Consider the following 19,831-nt stretch of genomic DNA (forward strand, 5'->3'; position numbering starts at 1 on the left):
AATCTTGGTTCATTCAGTATGGAGTGAATTAAGGAAGAACATGTTTTCAGGCCTTGGAACACGAAACGCACACGAGAAAGAAATCGGGAATGGGGGGTTCACGCTTATAGAGTTGCTGGTAGTTATTGCTATCATAGCTATTCTCGCGGGCTTGTTACTCCCGGTATTGGCGCAGGCAAAAAGCAAAGGGCGAGAGATTACCTGCCTTAACAACGTAAAGCAGTTACAAGTAGCCTGGACTCTTTATATCACTGACAATAGTGACGCCTTGCCTGAGAACAAGTCTTCCGGGGCGGGGACATTGGGCGTGGGCGGACCTCCGGGCACATGGGTACTGGGAAACGCGAAATCCAGCGCGGTCATCACCAATTTACAAAGCGGCACGCTATATCCCTATACTCCCAACATCGGGGTTTATCATTGTCCTTCAGATTTATCCACGGTGGTTAATCCGGCTACGGGCGCCAATACGAGCGTGGCACGCATCCGCAGCTATGCGATGAGCGCTTTTCTGAATGGGCTGATCACCGCCGACCTTCCCGCCGTGGTCACAAAGTTTCAGCAGATCCGCCCGGATACGTCGCAGGTGTTTGTATTTCTTGATGAGAGTGAAGGCAGCATAGACGATGGGTATTTTTTTACTTATCGCAGCCCGAATAATTCGTGGGTGAATCTTCCGGCAAATCGGCATAATCAAGGCGGCAATTTTTCTTTTGCGGACGGCCATTGTGAATTATGGAAATGGCGTTATCCAAAAATTTTTATCAATATTGGGCAAACCGCCGCGAACCAGGCTGACATCATGGACTTGCGCCGGGTGCAGGCAGCTTTCGCGGATCCGCCATGATGACTCAATAAAGCTAACGCCTGGTTGATTCTGGTTGCGGCAAATCCTTGATGCGCTAACATCGCCATACTCCTTTTTGTGTCTAAAGGGACTAAATAATTTTATCATCAATATTTCATGATCACTTGTATTTTGGAGAGACGAATCGGACGCCGCTTATTAATTCCGGTTCTTTTTTTGGTGCTGACAATGCTTGCGGTTTCTGGAGAAGTTTCGCGGGGGCAGAATTGCGCGCCCATACCCAGCGGAATTGTTAGTTGGTGGTCGGCCGAAGGTGACGCGACAGATCGAATCGGCGGCGATACTGGCACATTGGGAGGCGATGTGACGTTTGGATCTGGCGAGGTCGGGCAGACATTCGTTTTTGATGGCATGAATAGCTATGTTGACCTGGGCAGTCCGACCAATCTTGAATTGCAGGACTTCACTATTGAGGGCTGGATTCAGCGGTATGATCCTGCGCAGGCATCGCTGAATGGCTCGTATGGAGTGATTTTTTCCTGGGGACAGAATGGGTATGGTGTTGGCTTGTGGAATGACGGGCGATTGTTCCTAACCAAGGCCTTTGTGGGGAATCAGGATTTCTTCGTTGGACTGACGGACACCAGCCAGTTTCATCACGTAGCAATCACGAAATCCGGAACTACCATCATTGCCTATCTCGATGGCGTTGCTTTTACGGCGCCGCCTTTTACGGCCACCTTCACGTTTGAAACGTCGGTGTCCATAGGTGCGGGCGGCGTTGCGCATGACAGCCCTTTCTATGGCGCGATTGATGAACTCTCGGTTTACAATCGCGCGCTTTCGTCGGATGAGATAGAGGCGATTTACGTGGCCGGTTCAGTCGGAAAGTGTGATTCGGGTGATCCAATCATTACAACTCAGCCCAAAAGCCAAAGTGTTCTTTCCGGAGAAACGGTGACGTTCAATGTCTCGGCGCTGGGAAACCAGCCTTTGATATATCAATGGTATTTCAATGATACGAACATAATAGGTGCGACAAACTCTATTTTGGTTTTGACGAATGTGCAGCTTGCGCAGGCGGGAAAATATTCGGTAGTAGTCGCCAACACCGGAAACCCGGCTTTGAGTGATACCGCCGTTTTGACCGTCCTGCCGCCTCCTCCGTGTATGGCGGCGACTTCCAATGTCATCAGTTGGTGGCCGGGAGAAAGCAATGGCATGGATAATTTTGGCGGCGCGAACGGTTTTTTGACTAATGGCATGGCTTTTACCAATGCGGAAGTAGGAAATGGCTTTCTTTGCAACGGAAGCAATTCAGCCGTTCAGTTGGGCAATCCGGTGAATCTGCAATTACAGAATTTTACCGTTGAGGCCTGGGTCAAGAGATTTAGCTCTACCGCAAGTTCGTTGGTGACGCCCAATGCTTCCATCATTTCGTATGGGACCGGCGGCTGGGGTTTTGGCGTTTGGAACGACGGTCGGCTATTACTTACCAGGGCAGGGGTTAATAATATAGATGGATTCGTTGGCTTTACCGATACGAGCGCGTTCCATCATATCGCGGTTACGAAATCCAATACGACGGTCGTCTTCTATTACGATGGCAAGCCATTTCCGGTGGGAGCCTATTCGTCCGTCTTTACTTTCACGACAAACATAGCCATTGGCGCTGAAGGGGACAATTACGGCACTGGATTTTATGGCATCATTGACGAATTGACGGTTTATAACCGTGCGCTTTCCACCACTGAAATCACGAACATCTTTAATGCCGGCCGGGGTGGCAAATGTTATAGTCCGTTTTCACCCAGCATCGCCATACAGCCGATCAGCCAAACGGTTGCTATCGGAGGCAGTGCTACGTTTACGGTGGGAGCGATCGGGGCGTCCGATTTAAGTTATCAATGGATGTCAAACCAAACGACCATCATCGGGGCGACCAATTCTTCGCTGACGGTAACAAATGTACAACCGACTGCGGGAATTTCCTATTCGGTACAGGTAAGCAATTCTCTGGGACAGGTGTTAAGTAGTAATGCTGTTCTCTCGGTAAGTCCAGTCGTTCAAATTATTTCGACTACTGTGGACGGCGGTTCGGCAGTTGTCCCCATCAATATTCTCGCGGGAGGAAATGAGAATTCGCTTCAATTCAGTGTGAGTTACGCTACCAATTTACTGACTTACACCGGAGCAATGCTCGGCAGTAACGATATTTCGGGTTCTATTCTGGCCATCACGAACCAACTTCCCAGCGGTCGCGTGGGTATTTTTATTTTATTACCAGGTACCAATACGCTTTCGCCGGGGACCCAACAGGTCGCGCGCATCCTGTTTAACGCCTCCGCCCGGACGAACACCGTTTCGACGGCCATCAGTTTTGGTGACGCACCCGCTCCGCGGCAAATTGCAGACAGCCAGGGTATAAGCATTCCGGCTACCTATAGCAATGCAACAGTGATTATTCCGACTCTTGGTTTTGAGGGTGATCTCGCGCCCCGGACAAATGGAGATTCCATATTCGCGATTGCGGATTGGCAACAAGTCGGACGATTTGTGGCAGGCCTGGATTTTCCCACCAACAACAATGAATTTCAAAGGGCGGACACGGCACCGAGATCGTCCCTGGGCAATGGATTGCTGACCGTGGCGGATTGGGTGCAAACTTTGCGATACGTTACTGGTGCAGATTCGATGTCGCAAGGTGGAGGCCCCACAAAAAGTGCGGCGGTTACGAATCCCGTGCCATCGGGGGCGCGCATTTTGTCCGCGAGCACGAGTACCGTTTCGGCGGGGCAATCATGCCAGATTTCAGTGCAGTTGAATTCACAGGGCAATGAGGATGCCATTGGTTATAGCATCGCCTTCGATCCAACGACGCTTAGCTTTACCAGCGCCACCGCAGGCAGCGGCGCGGCGAGCGCAACTCTTTTGGTGAATACGACTCGCGCGACGAATGGGGTCATTGGAATCGCTCTTGAGCTTCCATTCCTGGCTACTTTTCCCCCCGGAGTGCAGGAGGTAACCAAACTCAACTTCATGGCCATGCCTAATGCCGGTGGGAACACGACCTTTTCATTCACCAATCAACCGGTCTTGCTGGATACCGCCGACGCAAATGCCACGAGTTTGCCCATCAGCTACCAGGGTGGAACATTTTCCGTCAGCAATCCGTTATTAAATCTTTCAGCCGCCGCTCAGGCGAATGGCAAGTTGGTGCTTTCGTGGTCAGCAGTGCTCAATGGTTATAATCTTGAAAGCAATACCAATTTGGCATCCACAAATTGGGTGATAGTTTCCGGGCTGAACACCAATTCGGGCACCGTGAGTGTGACCAACTCGACGTCCGCGGGCCGCATGTTTTACCGCCTGCACCATCCGTAACGGCAGCTATCTAATCCAACCGTATTTGCCGCGCCACCAATCCCGGATGCCGCGGTAAATGCCCACGGAATTTTTCCAGCGAAATAAAATTGCGAAAAGCGCCATCTTGATGGGTGAAACGACCAGGATGTGAATCCAGATGGTGAAAGGATAGTATCCGACCTTGTGGCGCTGGAGCAGATATAACTGGTTGCGCGTGCTGTAATGGAGTTGCACCGGGCGATTTTTTGCGAGGGTAGTTCCCGTTTTGTGCCACATCTTCGCCGCCGGGATATATAGCACTTTGTAGCCAGCCTCGCGAAAACGGTAGCACAACTCCGCGTCTTCAGAATAGAACACGAGGTCTTCCTTGAAGAAGCCGATTTTTTTGAGAACTTCGCAGCGCAGGAGATATCCGCAGCCGGTGACGTAATCACATTCGCGGACTCGGTCGTAGCGCGCATTGTCTTCGCGTTCCCAGCCTAAATGGCGGGTGTGTCCGTGAAGCGGATTGATGACTCCGCCGGCATGCCATAGAACGGTGGGGCGATCGTAAAAATAAATCTTGGTTCCCAATACGCCGGCTTGGGGATTTTTTTCGGCATAGTCCACCAAGACATTGAAAATCTCGGGATCCACTGTCACGTCATTCGTTGTGCTGAAAATGTATTTGGTTTTGTCCACGAGAAAAGCCATGCCCAGGCTGGCGGCGCGGGCGTAACCTTGTTCTTCCTCGTGCGCGAGCAGGTGGACATCGGGAAAAAGCGTGCGCACCATTTCCTGCGCGCCGTCCGTGGAGGCATTGTCCGAGACGACGATGGTGACGGAGGGATAATTTATTTTTTTGAATGACTCGAGCGTGGCGCGAAGCGAATCTTTCAAATTGTGATTCACGATCACGACTCCGACTGGCGGTTTGTTTTGAGCGGCATCCATGGGGTTCAAATGTCATTGACCGGCAGAGGGCCGGTGATGCCCGCCAGGCCGTGACGCAAGCCCTTGAAGGCATGGCGAAGCTTGGCGGATTTGTCGTGCTCGAAAACTATGATCTTGGTCAGGTCCAGGCACAGCCATAAAAAATCTTTTATCACCCAAAACGGAAATGCGACGGCGTAACGCCGATACATTATCACGCGGTTGCGCATAATGTAATAGCGGCGCACCGCGTTATGAGAGGTGATGGTAATGGGAAAACCCAGGAATGAATAGGCTTCCAGTGAGCCGAGGTGATGGAGCAAGCCGGAGCGGCAGGAACGAATCAATTTATAACCCTGCTGCCAGAGGCGCAGGCAGAAATCGAAATCAACGTAATCAATAAACATCGCCTCGTCATACAAACCAGTTTTGAGAAACGCGCTGGCTTTTATGAGGCTGCCCGACGTCATGGCGGCGAGAATATGCGAGAAACTTCCGCTCGCGCGACCGGATTTTTTGCGTTCCCATTCCCGCTCGGAAACGCAATGAACGGGTGAAATAAGAGCCACGTCAGCTTTAAATGGACACGATTCGTAGGCGACAAACATGCTTTGAATTAAATCGGGCGTGGCGGTGCTGTCCTGATCGAACGTGGCGACCCATTCGTAACCGGCAGCCTCGGCGTAGCGGATGCCTATATTCAAAGCGGTCGCGATGCCGAGATTTTTACCATTGCGTATCACTTTTACGCCGGGAATTTTTTCGAGTTGTGTGAGGAGGATTTCGCATTTTGGCGCGGAGCCATTGTCAACAATGACAATTTCCGCGACCTGCGGACGCAAGCGTTCCACGTTTTCAGCCAGGGATAATTGAGGATGGTAACTGACAATGATTGCGCAAACCCGATTTGGTTTAGGCGCGGCGAGTTCCATCAGTTGCCTTCTTTCGCGCAAATCAGCACCGCTTCTTCGCCGCAGTCGGGTTGGGTGCGCAGTCGGGAGTTTTCGCGGTATTGGAGCGCGATGGTTTTGAGAATGCGCGCGGGATTGGGGCGCGGGTGGGCGTCGGTGCGATGATCGGCGGAATCGCGAATGGAAAAGCTGCCGCCGATGAAAATATCGGCATTGGCGGCGGTGCTCAGGGTGTTGACGACCTTGAGATTTGTCCGGCGCGCGCATTCGGCCAGGGTCAGGAGCGAATAGATGTTGAGGTGGCGTGGTGGGTCTATTCCAAACCAGTAGCCTTTGAATTTCTCGTGGCCGAAACTTCCGTTGTTCGGCGTGGTCACGACCAAACGTCCGCCGGGTTTCAGGATGCGGCGCGCTTCGGTGAATAAGGCCAGCGGATCGGGCACGTGCTCGATCACATGGCTCATGGTGACGGCGTCGAAGGAGTTGTCGGGAAATTTTGCGCTGGCGAGGTCGCCGCGATGCAAATCCAAGCCGTAAATGCTTTTCGCATTGGCCACGGCTTTGGCATCGAAATCCACACCGGCGACGGACCAGCCGAGTTGCCGCATGCGATGGAGAAATTTTCCATCGCCACAGCCAACGTCCAAAACTTTCCCCGGTTTCAGATCGTCGAGGAACATGAGGGTCATGCGCTTTTTCGCAGCGCCCAATCCGGTCAACGCGGCCGGGATGCTTTGCAAGCCTTGATAGAGCGAATAAAGGGCGCTGCGAAGTTTTGCGGCAAACGTGGGCTGGCCATCTTCAGCGCCGTGCGTGAAATAGGTTTGGTAGGCGAGATGCAAATCGGCCTCGATGGGCGCGGGGTCAAGCCAGACCAATCCGCAATTCGTTTGCGGACATTTTTTGTGGCTCCAAAGTCCCGGGGTGCCGAAGTAGGGATCGCCGAGGTCATGATAAAGTTCTTTGCCGAGGGAACCGCAGAGCAGGCAGTGGGGACGCGCCGCGGTTCGGATTTGATTTTGGCCGGCTTGCATGAAATTAATCGGGCGAACCGGCATTTTCAAAATGCCGTTGCGGGTCAACTTCGCGCGCAAAGGCCGCGCGGATATTTGAAGCCGGTTGGAACATGGGAGGCGAGGCTAGGGGCGGATGCGCGTTCCTACAACCCCAAAATAATGCGTTTGAAAACGCCCGGCCAATGGATATTTTAGCATCCATTGTATTGTAACGATCGGGTCATAAAAAGCAACCCAGATGAAAGCTGAGACCAAGCCCCGCGTCTCCCACCGGCCCGCCGCTGCTCCCGATCCCGGGCCTAAACACGTGTTCTTGTGGGCGGCACTGCTGATCATTGTTTGCTTGTCGGTCTTGTTTTGGAAAAGTTTCGATTCGGCCTACATCCATTTTTCGAACGACGGGCCGCTCGGCGCGATGGTGGCGGAGCAAAACTCGATGCCGGCGATTCTCAAGGGGCTTTGGATGGACCTTAACTGGCTTGGCAGCGAAGGGTTGAGCCCATCGCCGACGGTGACGACGTTCATGCGCTTTTTGGGGCCGTATGTTTATGGTCGCATTTTGCCGCCGGCGGCTTTGTTCATCGTGGGCATCGCGGCGTGTTTTTGTTTTCGCAAATTCAAATTGGCTCCGTTGGCGTGTGTGCTGGGTGGATTGGCAGCGGCGTTGAATTCCGATTTTTTCTCGACGTGCACTTGGGGCGTCGCGTCGCAAATCGTGGGCTTTGGGGCGAACTATGTAGCGCTCGGTTTGCTGGCGGAAGAGGGCACTCGTGGACGATGGCAACGGACGGTGCTGGCGGGTTTCGCGGTGGGTATCGGGATCATGGAGGCGTATGACATTGGGGCGATATTCAGTTTGTTCGTGGCGGCATTCATTGTTTATCGCGAAATTTTTCTGCGCGAAAAAATTTCATCGCGCAATGCTATTGGAGGATTTGGGCGAGTTGCGATCGTGGCATTGTTCGCGGCATTTATTTCGGCGCACGCATTGACCACGCTGGTGGGCACGCAGTTGAAGGGCGTCGTGGCGGCGGAGCGTGACATGCAGACGCCGGAACGACGCTGGCAGTTCGCGACGCAATGGAGTTTGCCCAAGGCTGAGGCTTTGCAAATCATCGTGCCGGGAATTTTTGGTTATCGCATGGACTCGCCGCAGGGCGACAACTATTGGGGGACGATTGGATCAAGTCCGCAGTTGGAGGAAGCCGAAAAACAACTCAACGATCCCAATCCACAAGTGCGGGGGCAGGCGAAGGAAACCCTGACGCAAAGCGCAAACTGGCGTATTTCGGGAACAGGCTATTATGCGGGTGTGCTCGTAGTGCTAATCGCAATTTGGGCGGCGTTGCAATCTTTTCGCGGGGAACGGTCAGTGTTTACGCGGTTGCAGAGGCGAATGGTTTGGTTTTGGTTTGGAGTGGCCGTGATTTGCATTCCGCTGGCGTTTGGACGTTACGCGCCGTTCTATCAATTTTTTTACGCGCTGCCGTATGCTTCCACGATTCGCAATCCGACCAAGTTCCTCCATGTTTTCAGTTGGGTGCTGATCATTCTATTTGCGTATGGCGCGCATGGATTGATTGAAGTCAGCCGCGCCTACGCTGAGCGCGGTTCTGAAGCGCGTGAATCTTTTAAAAAGGGTTTGGCCAAGGCGGCGGTTTTTGACCGGCGTTTTCTGGCGGGATGCGGCATCGCGATTATTGCCAGTGGATGCGGATGGTTTTTGTATGCTCAGAAAAATGTTCAGGCGGATTTGATTAAATATATGGTGCGCGTGGGCATTGATCCGACGATTGCGGTGCGCGATGCCGAGTTCAGTTTGCAGGCAGTGGGATGGTTTATTTTGCTGCTCATTTTAGGAACCGCGTTGTTCGCGGCGATTGTCAGCGGAAGATTTACCGGCACTCGCGCGCGATGGCTCGGTTGGGCATTGGGAGCGTTGCTTGTTTTTGATCTGGGGCGGGCGGATGCGCCGTGGGTTTTATATTGGAATATCGCCGATAAGTACGCGACCAATCCCATCATTGATCTCTTTCGCGACCGGCCGTACGAGCATCGCGTGGATATTCTTCCATTCGGTTCCTTCAGCGAACAGATGAAAATTTTTCGCCAGGTTTACGCGCTGGAATGGTCACAGCAACTTTTTCCGTATTATAATATCCAATCGCTGCAAGTGGTCATGGAGCCACGGGTCTCGGTGGATAAATATAAATTTCTCCAGGCGCTGCCGTGGACGGACCCGGCCAATATCGTGCGGACGTGGGAACTGACCAACACGCGGTATCTCGTCGGTGACGGCGGGCCGGATTTTGTCACTGCGCTCAATCAAAAATTCGACCCGTTGCAACACCGGTTTCACCTGGCCAAATTAACCAACGGCGAGCCGGCAAATTTTAATCTCGCGCTCAAGCCCGGCCACGACGGTTCGGCGTATAGCGATTACACCGCGACGAATGTTCCCAACAGCGAACTGGGGGTGATCGAATTTACCGGAGCCTTGCCGCGTGCAAAACTTTTTTCCAACTGGCAGATCAACACGAACGACGATGAGGTTCTCAAAACGATTGCCAGTGCGAATTTTGATCCGCATCGCGTGGTGATTGTGTCGGATGCGGAAGTGCCGCCGCCGGTTCCGACGGATACGTTTCGCGAGCCGGGCACGGTAACGATTGATCCGAATTATCGTTCCAAACGTATCGAACTCACGGCGGAGGTGCAAACGCCGGCGATTCTTTTATTGAGCGAGCGTTATAATCCAAAATGGAAAGTGGAAGTGGATGGCCAGCCGGCGGAGTTATTACGCTGCGATTACATCATGCGCGGGATTCAGTTGAAGCCCGGGCATCATAAGATTGTTCTGCATTTTGAATCGCCGATTGGGACACTGTACGTGAGTTTGATTGCGATTGCGATGGGAATTGGGTTGACGGCGTGGGTGGCATGCCGGAAGGAGGATGAAGGGAAGGAGACTTGGTGATCGAGAGCGGTGTTAAGATTCGTTGAACTTGGTTCCATGGAATGGGCCTACCTCGCTACGCTCGGGATAGATTTTTTTGAGGGGAGCGTGATTCCCCCGGCTGAAGCCGGGGGTTAATGAGAAGCGTTGGGCGAGTGTGCATGATTTGATTAAATGTGTCATCTCTCCGGGACTGCGGACGGCGGAGCGGCGACATCTTGCCATTTTGGGGAGTGCGCGGATGCAGCTGGAGGAAGGGGATTAGATGGGGCTCGCGAGTACGCTCGCCCTCCCCAGGGTTGCTCCGGGTTTTATGCGCCTTGGAGTTCTTGCACCATGAAGGGGGCGAATTCTTCGTGGAGATGCGGGGGGATGCGAACTTTGAACCAGGCTTTGTCGCCGTCGTAATTGCGTTCGATGACCTGGCCGACGGCGTGCAAGCGCGCGATGACGGCGGACGCTTCGTGCGGCACTTGCAATTCCACAAATTCACGGATGGGACGCATCTGACTGCTTAGCTCGGAGAGCAATTCGGGCAAGCCTTCGCCGGTTTTCGCGGAGACGGTGACGACGTTGTGATAACGCTGTTTCAATCCGCTCAGGCTGCCGGTGACGCGATCAATTTTGTTGAGCACCATGAGCGTGGGTTTGCCGGACGCGCCGATTTCTTCGAGCACGGTGTTCACGGCTTCGATTTGCTCGGCGGCTTGCGGATGGCTGGCGTCCACGACGTGCAATAACAGATCCGCGCGCACGACTTCTTCAAGGGTCGCCTTAAAGGCTTCGACCAAACCGTGCGGGAGTTTGCGAATGAAACCGACGGTGTCGGTCAGTAAAATATTTTGATTCGTCGGCAGGTGCAGACGGCGAGTCGTGGGGTCAAGGGTCGCGAATAATTTGTCCTCGGCCAAAACCTGCGCGCCGGTGAGGGCGTTGAGCAAGGTGGATTTGCCGGCGTTGGTGTAGCCGACGATGGAGGCGAGCGGCCACAAATTGCGCTGGCGTCCCTGCCGCTGGGTCGAACGCTGGCGGCGGACGGTTTCGAGTTCGCGGGCGATTTTCGCGATGCGATCCTGCACGCGGCGGCGGTCGGTTTCCAACTGGGTTTCACCGTCACCGCGCATGCCGATGCCGCCTTTTTGGCGCGACAAGTGACCCCAAAAACGCGTGAGCCGCGGGAGGAGATGATGCAGTTGCGCGAGTTCGATCTGCAACTTGCCTTCGCGAGTGCGGGCGCGCTGGGCGAAAATATCGAGGATGAGCGACGTGCGGTCGAGCACCTTGCAATCGAAGACGACTTCGAGGTTGCGGCTTTGCGCGGGGGAAAGCTCATCGTCAAAGATGACGGTATCCACATTATTTTGGCGGCAATGTTTGGCGAATTCGTCGGCCTTGCCGCTGCCGATGAAGGTGGCGGCGACGGGGGCTTCCATGCGTTGCGTGCCATCGCCGACGACCTCGCCACCGGCGGTGGCGGCCAGCTCAGAGAGTTCGTCGAGGGAATCGCGCGTGTCGAGAGCGCTGCGGGATTTAAGCTCCACACCGACGAGGAAGACGCGTTCGGTGCGCTTGGTTGAGGTCGAGATTAATGCTTTCAATACGGTCTGTTTGCCTTATGTGCGCACCACCATAACACATTTTGACGGCGATTCAAAGTCTTGCGGATTCGCGGCAAGTAAATGAAAGCATGGGTTATTTCCACTTCAGATCAATGTGGCTGTCTTCGATGGTGTTGCCTTCGTCGAGGGAAAGTTGGGCGACGGCGATGTTGTAATTGGCGAGCGCCTGGACTTCGGCAACCTTGGCGGTGGTGAGATTCGAGATGAGTTGCAGGACGATAAAGCTGGTGCTCTTGCCGTTCTCGAGTTTTTTGCGTTCGGCAGCGAGGGCGTCTTCAGCATAGACGCGGGCGTCGTGGGTGGCGTGGACTTGCTGCAAGGTCGAGCGCACGGAGCCGACGTCGTTATCCACAGCGATGACGATGTTTTGCTCGGTTTGCTTGAGGGAGAGCAATAATTGTTTGAGCGTGGACTTGTCAGCCTTGCGCTGGTTGCGGGCGGAAATATTCCCACCGAGCGGGATGCTGATAAATGCGCCGTAGGAATAGTAGGAGTGATCGCCCTGGCGAAGGTCGTCAAAAGTATTTCCGAGCGATTCGGAGATGGCGTTGCGGCCATAGGTGCCGGTCAAATCCAGTTCGGGAAAAACCTGGTTGAGATCGTATTTGAGCGTGATGTTTTGTTTTTCGACGTTGATCTTCGCCTCGATGAGTTCCGGGCGTTGAGTGACGGCGCGGCGCCAGCTTTCCTGAAGGTTCAAGTCCTGCGGGATGGCGACCAATTCTTCGGAAGGCAGCAAACTGGTATCGGCCCATTCGGCATAATGATCGGTAAGCAAACTCTTGAGCGTGTTTTCCTGGACGACGAGCGCCTGCTGGGCGACTTGCATGGCGGCCAGACTGGCGGCGGCTTGGGATTCGGATTGTTTTTCGTCGAGCGGGGCGAGCGCGCCGACTTGGACGCGCTTGAGGTTTTCCGAGACAAGTTGTTCGGCCAATTTATAGGCGGTGGCATTGGCTTCGACGTTGCCGCGGGCGTAAAGCAGGTTGAAATAGGCATCCTTCACGCTGGTGACGGAAGTCATCACTTGCAGGCGAAGCGCTTGCTCGGACATTTTTAGCAACTGTTTATTGAGTTGGATAGTGAGCCGGCTTTGATCTATCCATAGATTTTTAAGAAGCGGTTGACGCAGCGTAATGCCCGGCCCCGGGTCGGACGCATCCCAAACCGGCGGCCCATAATGGGCGGGTGGACCTTCCTGAGTGACACTGCGTATCAAAGTGCCGCTAAGATCATAAGTGAGACCAGTGGGTAAAACGCCCTTTAGATCGGGAGTATAAGCATTATCTTCCTGAATGGTAGATGAAGTCGGAACAGGCAAATGCGTTGTCGGATCCAGCAAGCCAACCGCACCGGGACGGTCACTATAATTCTTCGACGCGGAAAAGCTGAAAACGGGTTCATACACGCCGTACGCGACATCCACATTGAAACGGTCAATCTCGGGATTATATTTTTGGATTTGGATGTCGAGATTATGTTCCAGCGCGAGGCGGATGCAGTCGTCGAGGGTCAACGCGCGGGTGGCACGGGTTTGAATCGGCGCGGTGGAAAGCGGCGTGGCCGTGGCGGCGGGTTGATTGGTATCGGGCGGCGGCGTGGTGGCGGGCGCAGCGGAGCCGACCGGGGTGGTGGGCACGACCAGCGCGGGCGTGTTGGTGTTGGCCGGCCGACTGGCATTGGTCCAAATGTTGGTGCCGGTTTCCGTTGGCCATTTTGTTTGGGCATGCGCGCTCAGGGCAATACCGCACGCCGCCAGGATGTAAAACAGTCTCTTTGGCTTCATCGAGCCGCAAGAGTGCTTGATTTCGTTTAATTCGTCAAACAATCGCGTGACTTGCATCTTTGCTTTCAATTTTTGATTCCTCATTTCCAACCGTTAAAAAATCCGTTTAAACACTGGCCGCCCGTTTAAGACGATCCGCGATGGCTTCCCATTCATGGGTTTCGGGCAAGGCTTCCACCAAAATCAATTCGGCACCGTGGGCATCGCATTCGTGCAACTCGCCGTAGATGGCGCGGGCAAACGCCTCGGCATCGTGCGGGATCACACTCACGCGGCCCAAGCCTTCGCCAGATGGAATGACCGTATGGGCAATGAGGTGGACACTTGCGCGGGGGACGGCGCGGCGGAAGATCTGGGCGTCGAGATCATTTATATCGTGCCACGATATGATTTCGAGTTTCGCGCGCGGGGAATAATGCTTGGGCAACTGGCCGGGGCTGCGCAAAGTTTGCGAGACGGAGGGGGCAGCGCCGGTGATCGCCCAGCCGGAGCCATGCAGTGCGGCGCGGAGGGATTCGCCGTGGATGATGCCGGGTCGCAAGACGCGGGCGGGATTCGCGGTGAGGTCCACGACGGTGGACTCGATGCCGACTTGCGACTGGCCGCCGTCAACGATGAGGCGAATCTTTTTGCCGAGGCCCTTGCTGACATGCGCGGCGTTCGTGGGGGAAATTTGATTGGACGGATTGGCGCTGGGGGCGGCGAGGGGAAATCCGCATTCGCGAATGACGGCTTGAATAAAGGGATGGCTGGGCCAGCGGATGCCGACGGTCTCGCCGGCGGCGGTGACGATGTCGGGAATTTCGGGCGAGCGCGGCAACACGAGCGTGAGCGGTCCCGGCCAGAAGGCGCGCGCGAGTGAATCGGCGGCGGCGGGCCATTCGGCGGCGCAGCGTCGCGCCCAATCGTGGCTGGCGACGTGGACGATGATGGGATTGTGCGCGGGACGGCCCTTGATTTCGTAAATGCGGGCAACGGCGCGGGCGTCGAGGGCATTGGCGGCGAGGCCATAGACGGTTTCGGTGGGGAGGGCAACGACTTCGCCGGCGCGCAATAATTCCGCCGCGCGCGCGACCGCCGCGCGAAACAATGCGGCGGTGTGCGTGGACAAAATTTCCGCGGACGAATCAGAAGCGTTCGACGCCATGGGAATCAGACTGCGGAATTTTTCGCGCGCGGGCAATTCTTTGGTTGGCGCGGCAAAAGGGCGGGAGGTTGCGAGAGCGGGCATCGTTTCATTTCCCGGCCGAGGCGGTGTCGGGCGGGTAATTATATTTGTTGCGCATGATCGTGTGACGCTCGGCTTCGAGTTCCTGCAATTTCTCGTTTTGTTCCGGCGTCAACTGGGAGCGGATTTGGGCGTGAAGATTATCCACGGCCACAGTGCAGCGCTCCAAACATTGAAGATGGGTGGCTTCGAGTTCCTCGCTGGCTTTTTTTATGAGTGGTTCAAATTTTGCGCGCTGTTCCGGGGTGAGATTGAGCGCCTGCAACCGGCGGGTCATGAGTTTTTGGATCTCCTCGGTGCGACCGATCTTCAAGGTTTGCGTGGCGGCATTGGTGCGGGTCATCACCGCGGCGCCGGTGATGACGCCAGCGATGAACAGGATGGCAAGATAGGCGATGATCCGCCAGCGCGTGAGGCCGTTCATGGCTCGACCCCCATGCCCATGGCGGACTCGGCAACGGCTAATTCGGCTCCGGAGCGATTGGGGTGCTGCAAATTCCAGGCCACGGTAAGCAGGGCGATGGCGAAGCCGCACAACGCCGCGCGGCGAAACCACGCCACGAGATATTGCGCGCCGTCATTTTGCGCCAGGCCGCGCCAGGCGCCGAGCACGCGGGCCTCGACGGCAAATCTCGCCGCGCCGGGGGCGGGAGTGGATGCGGCGGCGGCGGCTTTGAACAGGCGATTTAATGGTTCGTCGGGTTGTTTCATAATTTCTCCTCTTTGATCAATGACTGATATAACTTCCGCAATTTACCGCGCGCGCGAAAGGCCCGCACCTTGATCACCGCCTGGCTCCAGCCGGTGATCTGGCGCACTTCTTCGATGGTGCGGCCTTCGAGATTCATGAGACTGATGACGAGCCGGTCTTTGGGCTTTAGCTGGCTGAGCATTTTTTCGACAAGTTCGCGCGAGGCTAAATTGCGGTCGGGCCGGATGTCTTCATCAGTAGCGGCCAGCCAATCCATCACTTCGACTTGTTCCTCGCTCAGGTCGGCCCAGCGAAGTTCGGGGCGGACTTTTTCGGAGCGGAGGGCTTTGATGCAGGTGTTCACGGCAATGCGCGAGACCCAATGCTCAAGCGGAGCTTTGCCGGAGTATTGATCGAGATTGGCGAACACTTTCATAAAAACGGTTTGGGTCAGGTCGTCCTCACTCATTCGGCGCGGCAAGTGTGAACGGACCACTTTGATCACCAGCGGATACAAATGATGAAACAACAGGCGCGCGGCTTCTTCATCCCGCTGCCGGACCCGCGCAAGGCAGGCTGGCATATCAAAAACCGACTCGGACATACCTTATATTGCGGGAATCCCGAACGTGCGACAGCTTTTATTTTTAGTGACCGGTTGCGGCGGGAAAGGTTACTGGAAGTATTTGGGAGAAGGGGATTATTTGGGAGGGCGACGTCGGGATTTTTTACGAATGAGAAAGAGTGCGAAACGAGAGGGTGTTTGGCCCGTGTCTATTGGCCTTTTTGAATAAAAAATGAATCGGAGAGGAATATGAAAAACATTTCAGCTTATAAAAACGTCGGATTCATTTACGGTTTGGGAAATATCTAATTTAAAGTATAAGCTGATTTTAATTTGTAAATATTTTAACATAAATGACTTGCATTGCTCGTGGCAAATTGCGATAAAAATGGTGTAAAAAATGCTGCAAATAAGGGTCATTCCAGATAGAAGCGGTGTTTAGGCGTACCATTTGAAAGCGGAGCGGGAACAGAAGATTTAGGCCTTGTTTTTCGGGATTTGTTGGGTTTATTAACGATAACGTGGTTGAATTGTTGGGTGATTTGGCAAATTTTCGAGTCGTTTGGAAGGAAATTGCAGGCATACATAAACTGATTATGAAACTGTCACTCCAATTAAAGATTGCGGCTCTTATCATCATTGGAACGGCGTCATCGCTTATGGGATCTGGAGTACCGGTGACTCCGCTGGATTTTGAATTTCAATGGCAGGATAGCAGCGGTATGTTTTCGCCGACATATCTGTATATCACAGCGGCTTTGGGTATTGCCACTGATCCAACTAGCGCGATCACCGATTTTCAAATCACCACTCCCAATGGAGTATGGACTCCCGGCGTTTATACGCCGAATGTTGGAGCGCCCAGGTTTTCCGTGACATGGATTGCGGGCTCGACGCTCACGGTTTCTGGAAGCGCGGCGGCTCCGGTGCTGACTTTTTCCGCTGGCGGCGATATTTTGACGACCGGGGGAAATTTTCCGAGCACGGTAACTCTCCAGACCGGCTCCATCTCGACTACTTTTACTCCGGTCGTGAATGACGTTAACGCCTCAATGACTGGTTCATGGATGCCGGTGCTGGACGATGATGTGGCTCCGGATGCGGCAAGTTCCCTCGGTCTGCTCGCCTTTGCGGGAATCGGGTTGATGGCTGCTCGTCGCATGACGGGTGCAAAGGCTTGATTCTCTTTCGCGGGTTATGACGGCGTTCCCGCCCGACAGTCCGGTAAAGAAGATGCGCACTTCCATCTGGCCGCAGCCGCGCCGCCAGAGTGCCGCAGTAACGACCGAACTTAGTTCACAACTTTAGTGGTGAGGGTCTTCGTTCCGTTCCATCAAGTCAGTCCCGACAGCAACGAAAGAAGTATTTCTGAATCATCCAGACTTACGCCGCGTTCGTCTTCATCAAATTCTTTCGTTGCTAGCGGGACTTGAATCAGAAGCAAACTAAAACCCAGCCATAAATGGCTGGGTTAAGTTCGGTCGTCCCTGCGGGACTTCGGACGGCGGAGCGGCAACTCCGCCCGCTTAATAGCTCGCTCACCCAACCACCATCGGCGAGGGCGCCGATGGCAGCACGCGAGGGCGCGTGCGCTCCCCGGACAAGACTGACTATCATACCCCTTGGGCGCGTGGACGCAATTTTGAGAACGATAACAAGGTGTACACCGCAATCTCTCCCGCCCCTATTTGCAACTTGAAAGTCGCTGCCGCTCGTAGCACCTTTAGTGGGTAAAGCTCGTGAGGTGACTATGAAACATTTTCTTGTTTTCGCGGCGGCATGGTTGATGGCCGTCAACGGTGCGTTTGGCAGCGCCGAATTGGTCAAGCAAAAGGCGCAGCATATCCGCGACGTCAATAATCAGCAGCAGGGAGTCGTCACGCAGCCGCCGAATGCGCCCTCGGCTTCTTCGCCCGGCACGCCTTCCGCTTCGCCGGGGATGAGTTCGGCGCAACAGGCATTGGTGGATCGGCTTGAAACGGACTTGAGCGCCATCAAGGCGGGTTCCACGGTGACCGATCACGAACGGACGGGTTTGCAGTTGGACATGGCCTCGCTCGCCAAGGGCGCGACCCAGCCGACGAAGGCCGAGCTTGCGAAATTATCCACCGATCTTTCTTCCGCACTTGCGGAAAAAGCCGTGGCCGAGCGCGACATGGGCCAGCTTTCCAAGGCGATCAACATCGTCGTAAATTCCGCGCCCTTGACGCCGACGCGCGCGCAAAGTTACGTGACTGCCGCGCAAACCATTCTCAAGAACAGCGGTGTAAGCGAGACGAACAGCGACATGATCGGAACCGACCTCAAGGCGATCCTCACGGAAATCCAAAAGGGCAAATCAAAGTTGTTTCAGTAAGAGATTTGCAGGCGCATTCCATCCTGATGGAGCGCAGGTCTGCGACCGGCAGCTGTGTGTGAAGAAGATTGCCGTTCAAGGCTGAGCCGAGGGCGGCTTGACCTTGTGGATCTTGCTGCGGGTCATAGACCCGCGGTCCGCACGGAAGAGTGATCGCGTGCGTTGGGATGATTCGTACGATTCTCATCTGCCTCCACTAAATGAAATAAAAAACGGCGATCCGTTGCCGGACCGCCGTGCGAAAAAGTTCGATGGATTACAGGCCTTTGCTGATGATGTATTTCAACAAATCAGCGACGCGATTGCTGTAGCCCCATTCGTTGTCATACCAACTCACGAGCTTGAAGAAGCGCTTGTTCAATTCGATGCCCGAACCTTCGTCATAGATGGATGAGGCGGGTGAATGAACGAAATCACTGCTGACGACTTCGTCCTTCGTGGTTTCGAGAATGCCCTTGAGATAGGTCTCGCTGGCCTTCTTCATCGCGGCGGAAATTTCCGCGTAGCTGGTGTCGCGGGTGGTCTTGACGGTGAGGTCAACGACGGACACGGTGGGAACGGGAACGCGAAACGACATGCCGGTCAGCTTGCCTTTGACTTCGGGACAAACCAAAGCCACGGCGCGCGCGGCGCCGGTCGTGCTGGGGATGACGTTGACGGCTGCGGTGCGGCCGCCTTTCCAATCTTTTTTGCTCGGGCCGTCCACGGTTTTTTGCGTGGCGGTGTAGGCATGAATGGTGGTCATCAGACCTTCTTCGATGCCGAAACCTTCCTTGAGCAGCACATGAACCAGCGGCGCGAGGCAGTTGGTCGTGCAGGAGGCGTTGGAAATAATATTATGCCTGGCCGGATCATACTTTTCATGATTCACGCCCATCACCACGGTCACGTCCTCGTTTTTAGCGGGCGCGCTGATGATGACTTTTTTCGCACCGGCGGCGATATGGCCCTTGGCCTTTTCCGCTTCGGTGAAAAGACCGGTGGATTCGATCACGATGTCCACGCCGTGCGCTTTCCAGGGCAATCCGGACGGGTCTTTTGCGCTGACGACGGCGATGTCGGCGCCATTGACGACCAGGACATCATCCTCGGCCTTGTCGGGGGCGGATTTCTTGGAAGAAACCGTGCCGTGGAAGCGGCCCTGGGTGGAATCGTATTTGAGCAGGTAGGCGAGGTTGTCCGCGGGAACGATATCACCGACGGCGACGACCACGACTTCTTTGCCCAAGAGACCTTGTTCAGCGATGGCGCGAAAGACGAGACGGCCAATGCGCCCGAACCCATTGATTGCAACTTTTACTGCCATATTTTTTTCAATTCACTTTCGATTTCAGTTATTATAGACACCGAGCCCGCGATGTTACCTTTCGAGCCGGGAGCGTCAATGCCGAGTTTTGGAAATCTCAGCATGTCACAGTGTAATTGAGAAAACGCGGGACGCAAGTGCTTCGTGGGGCATATTCATGTGAGCAAACCCGGTGAAAAAATCTGCCGCATGGATATACGCATACGATCTCCGTTTCAGGAAGCGCACGCGCATTCAAGTACAGGGTTGCGGGCCGTAGTGCCGAGTCTCGCCGGGACAATAGATAATGGATTTTTCTAAAAAAATTCGTC

At 54.6% G+C, this 19,831-nt stretch carries 15 protein-coding genes; 5 read left to right on the plus strand and 10 right to left on the minus strand.

The window, feature by feature from the left end; all coding sequences use genetic code 11:
- The first annotated feature begins 4 nt into the window (after positions 1 to 4).
- A complete protein-coding gene (locus VH413_10775) occupies positions 5 to 847 on the plus strand; it encodes a prepilin-type N-terminal cleavage/methylation domain-containing protein (protein ID HEX3799174.1) in 843 nt (280 codons plus the stop codon).
- Positions 848 to 1,219: 372 nt separating this feature from the next.
- Complete coding sequence (locus VH413_10780; GenBank protein ID HEX3799175.1) at positions 1,220 to 4,192, plus strand: LamG-like jellyroll fold domain-containing protein; 2,973 nt, start codon at positions 1,220 to 1,222, stop codon at positions 4,190 to 4,192.
- Positions 4,193 to 4,198: 6 nt separating this feature from the next.
- Here the strand turns inward: VH413_10780 and VH413_10785 are convergent, their stop codons facing one another.
- The 3 genes from VH413_10785 to VH413_10795 are packed head-to-tail and all read right to left on the minus strand — an operon-like array spanning position 4,199 to position 7,031.
- Positions 4,199 to 5,107, minus strand: a complete 909-nt coding sequence (locus VH413_10785) for a glycosyltransferase family 2 protein (GenBank protein HEX3799176.1) — start codon at positions 5,105 to 5,107, stop codon at positions 4,199 to 4,201.
- 5 nt (positions 5,108 to 5,112) lie between these two features.
- The gene (locus VH413_10790) at positions 5,113 to 6,018 is read right to left on the minus strand and encodes a glycosyltransferase family 2 protein (GenBank protein HEX3799177.1); all 906 of its coding nucleotides are present in this window, start codon (positions 6,016 to 6,018) and stop codon (positions 5,113 to 5,115) included.
- Positions 6,018 to 7,031, minus strand: coding sequence for a class I SAM-dependent methyltransferase (locus VH413_10795; GenBank protein HEX3799178.1), 1,014 nt, complete (start codon positions 7,029 to 7,031; stop codon positions 6,018 to 6,020). Before VH413_10795 ends, VH413_10790 begins: the two co-directional genes overlap by 1 nt.
- Positions 7,032 to 7,251: 220 nt before the next feature.
- Between VH413_10795 and VH413_10800 the strand changes: the two genes are divergently transcribed.
- Complete coding sequence (locus VH413_10800) at positions 7,252 to 9,990, plus strand: hypothetical protein (protein HEX3799179.1); 2,739 nt, start codon at positions 7,252 to 7,254, stop codon at positions 9,988 to 9,990.
- A gap of 290 nt (positions 9,991 to 10,280) precedes the next feature.
- On the opposite strand, the gene hflX is transcribed toward VH413_10800, so the two are convergent.
- The 6 genes from hflX to VH413_10830 form a co-directional block, all read right to left on the minus strand.
- Entirely contained in the window at positions 10,281 to 11,567 is a 1,287-nt protein-coding gene (hflX, locus tag VH413_10805; protein HEX3799180.1) for a GTPase HflX, read from the minus strand.
- A gap of 94 nt (positions 11,568 to 11,661) precedes the next feature.
- A complete protein-coding gene (locus tag VH413_10810) occupies positions 11,662 to 13,431 on the minus strand; it encodes a TolC family protein (GenBank protein ID HEX3799181.1) in 1,770 nt (589 codons plus the stop codon).
- 49 nt (positions 13,432 to 13,480) lie between these two features.
- Positions 13,481 to 14,605 carry an L-threonylcarbamoyladenylate synthase gene (locus VH413_10815; protein HEX3799182.1) on the minus strand — a complete coding sequence of 375 codons (1,125 nt, stop codon included), beginning with the start codon at positions 14,603 to 14,605 and terminating at the stop codon, positions 13,481 to 13,483.
- A 4-nt stretch (positions 14,606 to 14,609) separates the two neighbouring features.
- Positions 14,610 to 15,026 (minus strand): hypothetical protein, encoded by a 417-nt coding sequence (locus tag VH413_10820; GenBank protein HEX3799183.1) that lies wholly within the window; start codon positions 15,024 to 15,026, stop codon positions 14,610 to 14,612.
- Positions 15,023 to 15,313 (minus strand): hypothetical protein, encoded by a 291-nt coding sequence (locus VH413_10825; protein HEX3799184.1) that lies wholly within the window; start codon positions 15,311 to 15,313, stop codon positions 15,023 to 15,025. The genes VH413_10820 and VH413_10825 overlap by 4 nt, the downstream gene beginning before the upstream one ends.
- On the minus strand, positions 15,310 to 15,876 hold the full coding sequence (locus tag VH413_10830; protein ID HEX3799185.1) for a sigma-70 family RNA polymerase sigma factor: 567 nt from the start codon (positions 15,874 to 15,876) through the stop codon (positions 15,310 to 15,312). Before VH413_10830 ends, VH413_10825 begins: the two co-directional genes overlap by 4 nt.
- 503 nt (positions 15,877 to 16,379) lie before the next feature.
- On the opposite strand from VH413_10830, the gene VH413_10835 reads away from it, so the two are divergent.
- Positions 16,380 to 17,039, plus strand: coding sequence for a hypothetical protein (locus VH413_10835; protein ID HEX3799186.1), 660 nt, complete (start codon positions 16,380 to 16,382; stop codon positions 17,037 to 17,039).
- Between the two features lie 569 nt (positions 17,040 to 17,608).
- On the plus strand, positions 17,609 to 18,214 hold the full coding sequence (locus tag VH413_10840; GenBank protein HEX3799187.1) for a hypothetical protein: 606 nt from the start codon (positions 17,609 to 17,611) through the stop codon (positions 18,212 to 18,214).
- 256 nt (positions 18,215 to 18,470) lie between these two features.
- On the opposite strand, the gene gap is transcribed toward VH413_10840, so the two are convergent.
- A complete protein-coding gene (gap, locus tag VH413_10845; GenBank protein HEX3799188.1) occupies positions 18,471 to 19,520 on the minus strand; it encodes a type I glyceraldehyde-3-phosphate dehydrogenase in 1,050 nt (349 codons plus the stop codon).
- Positions 19,521 to 19,831 lie beyond the last annotated feature (311 nt).

Source organism: Verrucomicrobiia bacterium, from assembly GCA_036268055.1.
Classification (GTDB): domain Bacteria; phylum Verrucomicrobiota; class Verrucomicrobiia; order Limisphaerales; family Pedosphaeraceae; genus DATAUW01.

Coding starts and splice junctions, on each gene's coding strand:
- VH413_10780 (HEX3799175.1), top strand. CDS start 1,220: ATGAATAGCTATGTTGACCTGGGCAGTCCGACCAATCTTGAATTGCAG.
- VH413_10785 (HEX3799176.1), bottom strand. CDS start 5,107: ATGGATGCCGCTCAAAACAAACCGCCAGTCGGAGTCGTGATCGTGAAT.
- VH413_10790 (HEX3799177.1), bottom strand. CDS start 6,018: ATGGAACTCGCCGCGCCTAAACCAAATCGGGTTTGCGCAATCATTGTC.
- VH413_10795 (HEX3799178.1), bottom strand. CDS start 7,031: ATGCAAGCCGGCCAAAATCAAATCCGAACCGCGGCGCGTCCCCACTGC.
- VH413_10800 (HEX3799179.1), top strand. CDS start 7,252: ATGAAAGCTGAGACCAAGCCCCGCGTCTCCCACCGGCCCGCCGCTGCT.
- VH413_10810 (HEX3799181.1), bottom strand. CDS start 13,431: ATGCAAGTCACGCGATTGTTTGACGAATTAAACGAAATCAAGCACTCT.
- VH413_10815 (HEX3799182.1), bottom strand. CDS start 14,605: ATGCCCGCTCTCGCAACCTCCCGCCCTTTTGCCGCGCCAACCAAAGAA.
- VH413_10820 (HEX3799183.1), bottom strand. CDS start 15,026: ATGAACGGCCTCACGCGCTGGCGGATCATCGCCTATCTTGCCATCCTG.
- VH413_10825 (HEX3799184.1), bottom strand. CDS start 15,313: ATGAAACAACCCGACGAACCATTAAATCGCCTGTTCAAAGCCGCCGCC.
- VH413_10830 (HEX3799185.1), bottom strand. CDS start 15,876: ATGCCAGCCTGCCTTGCGCGGGTCCGGCAGCGGGATGAAGAAGCCGCG.
- VH413_10840 (HEX3799187.1), top strand. CDS start 17,609: ATGAAACATTTTCTTGTTTTCGCGGCGGCATGGTTGATGGCCGTCAAC.
- gap (HEX3799188.1), bottom strand. CDS start 19,520: ATGGCAGTAAAAGTTGCAATCAATGGGTTCGGGCGCATTGGCCGTCTC.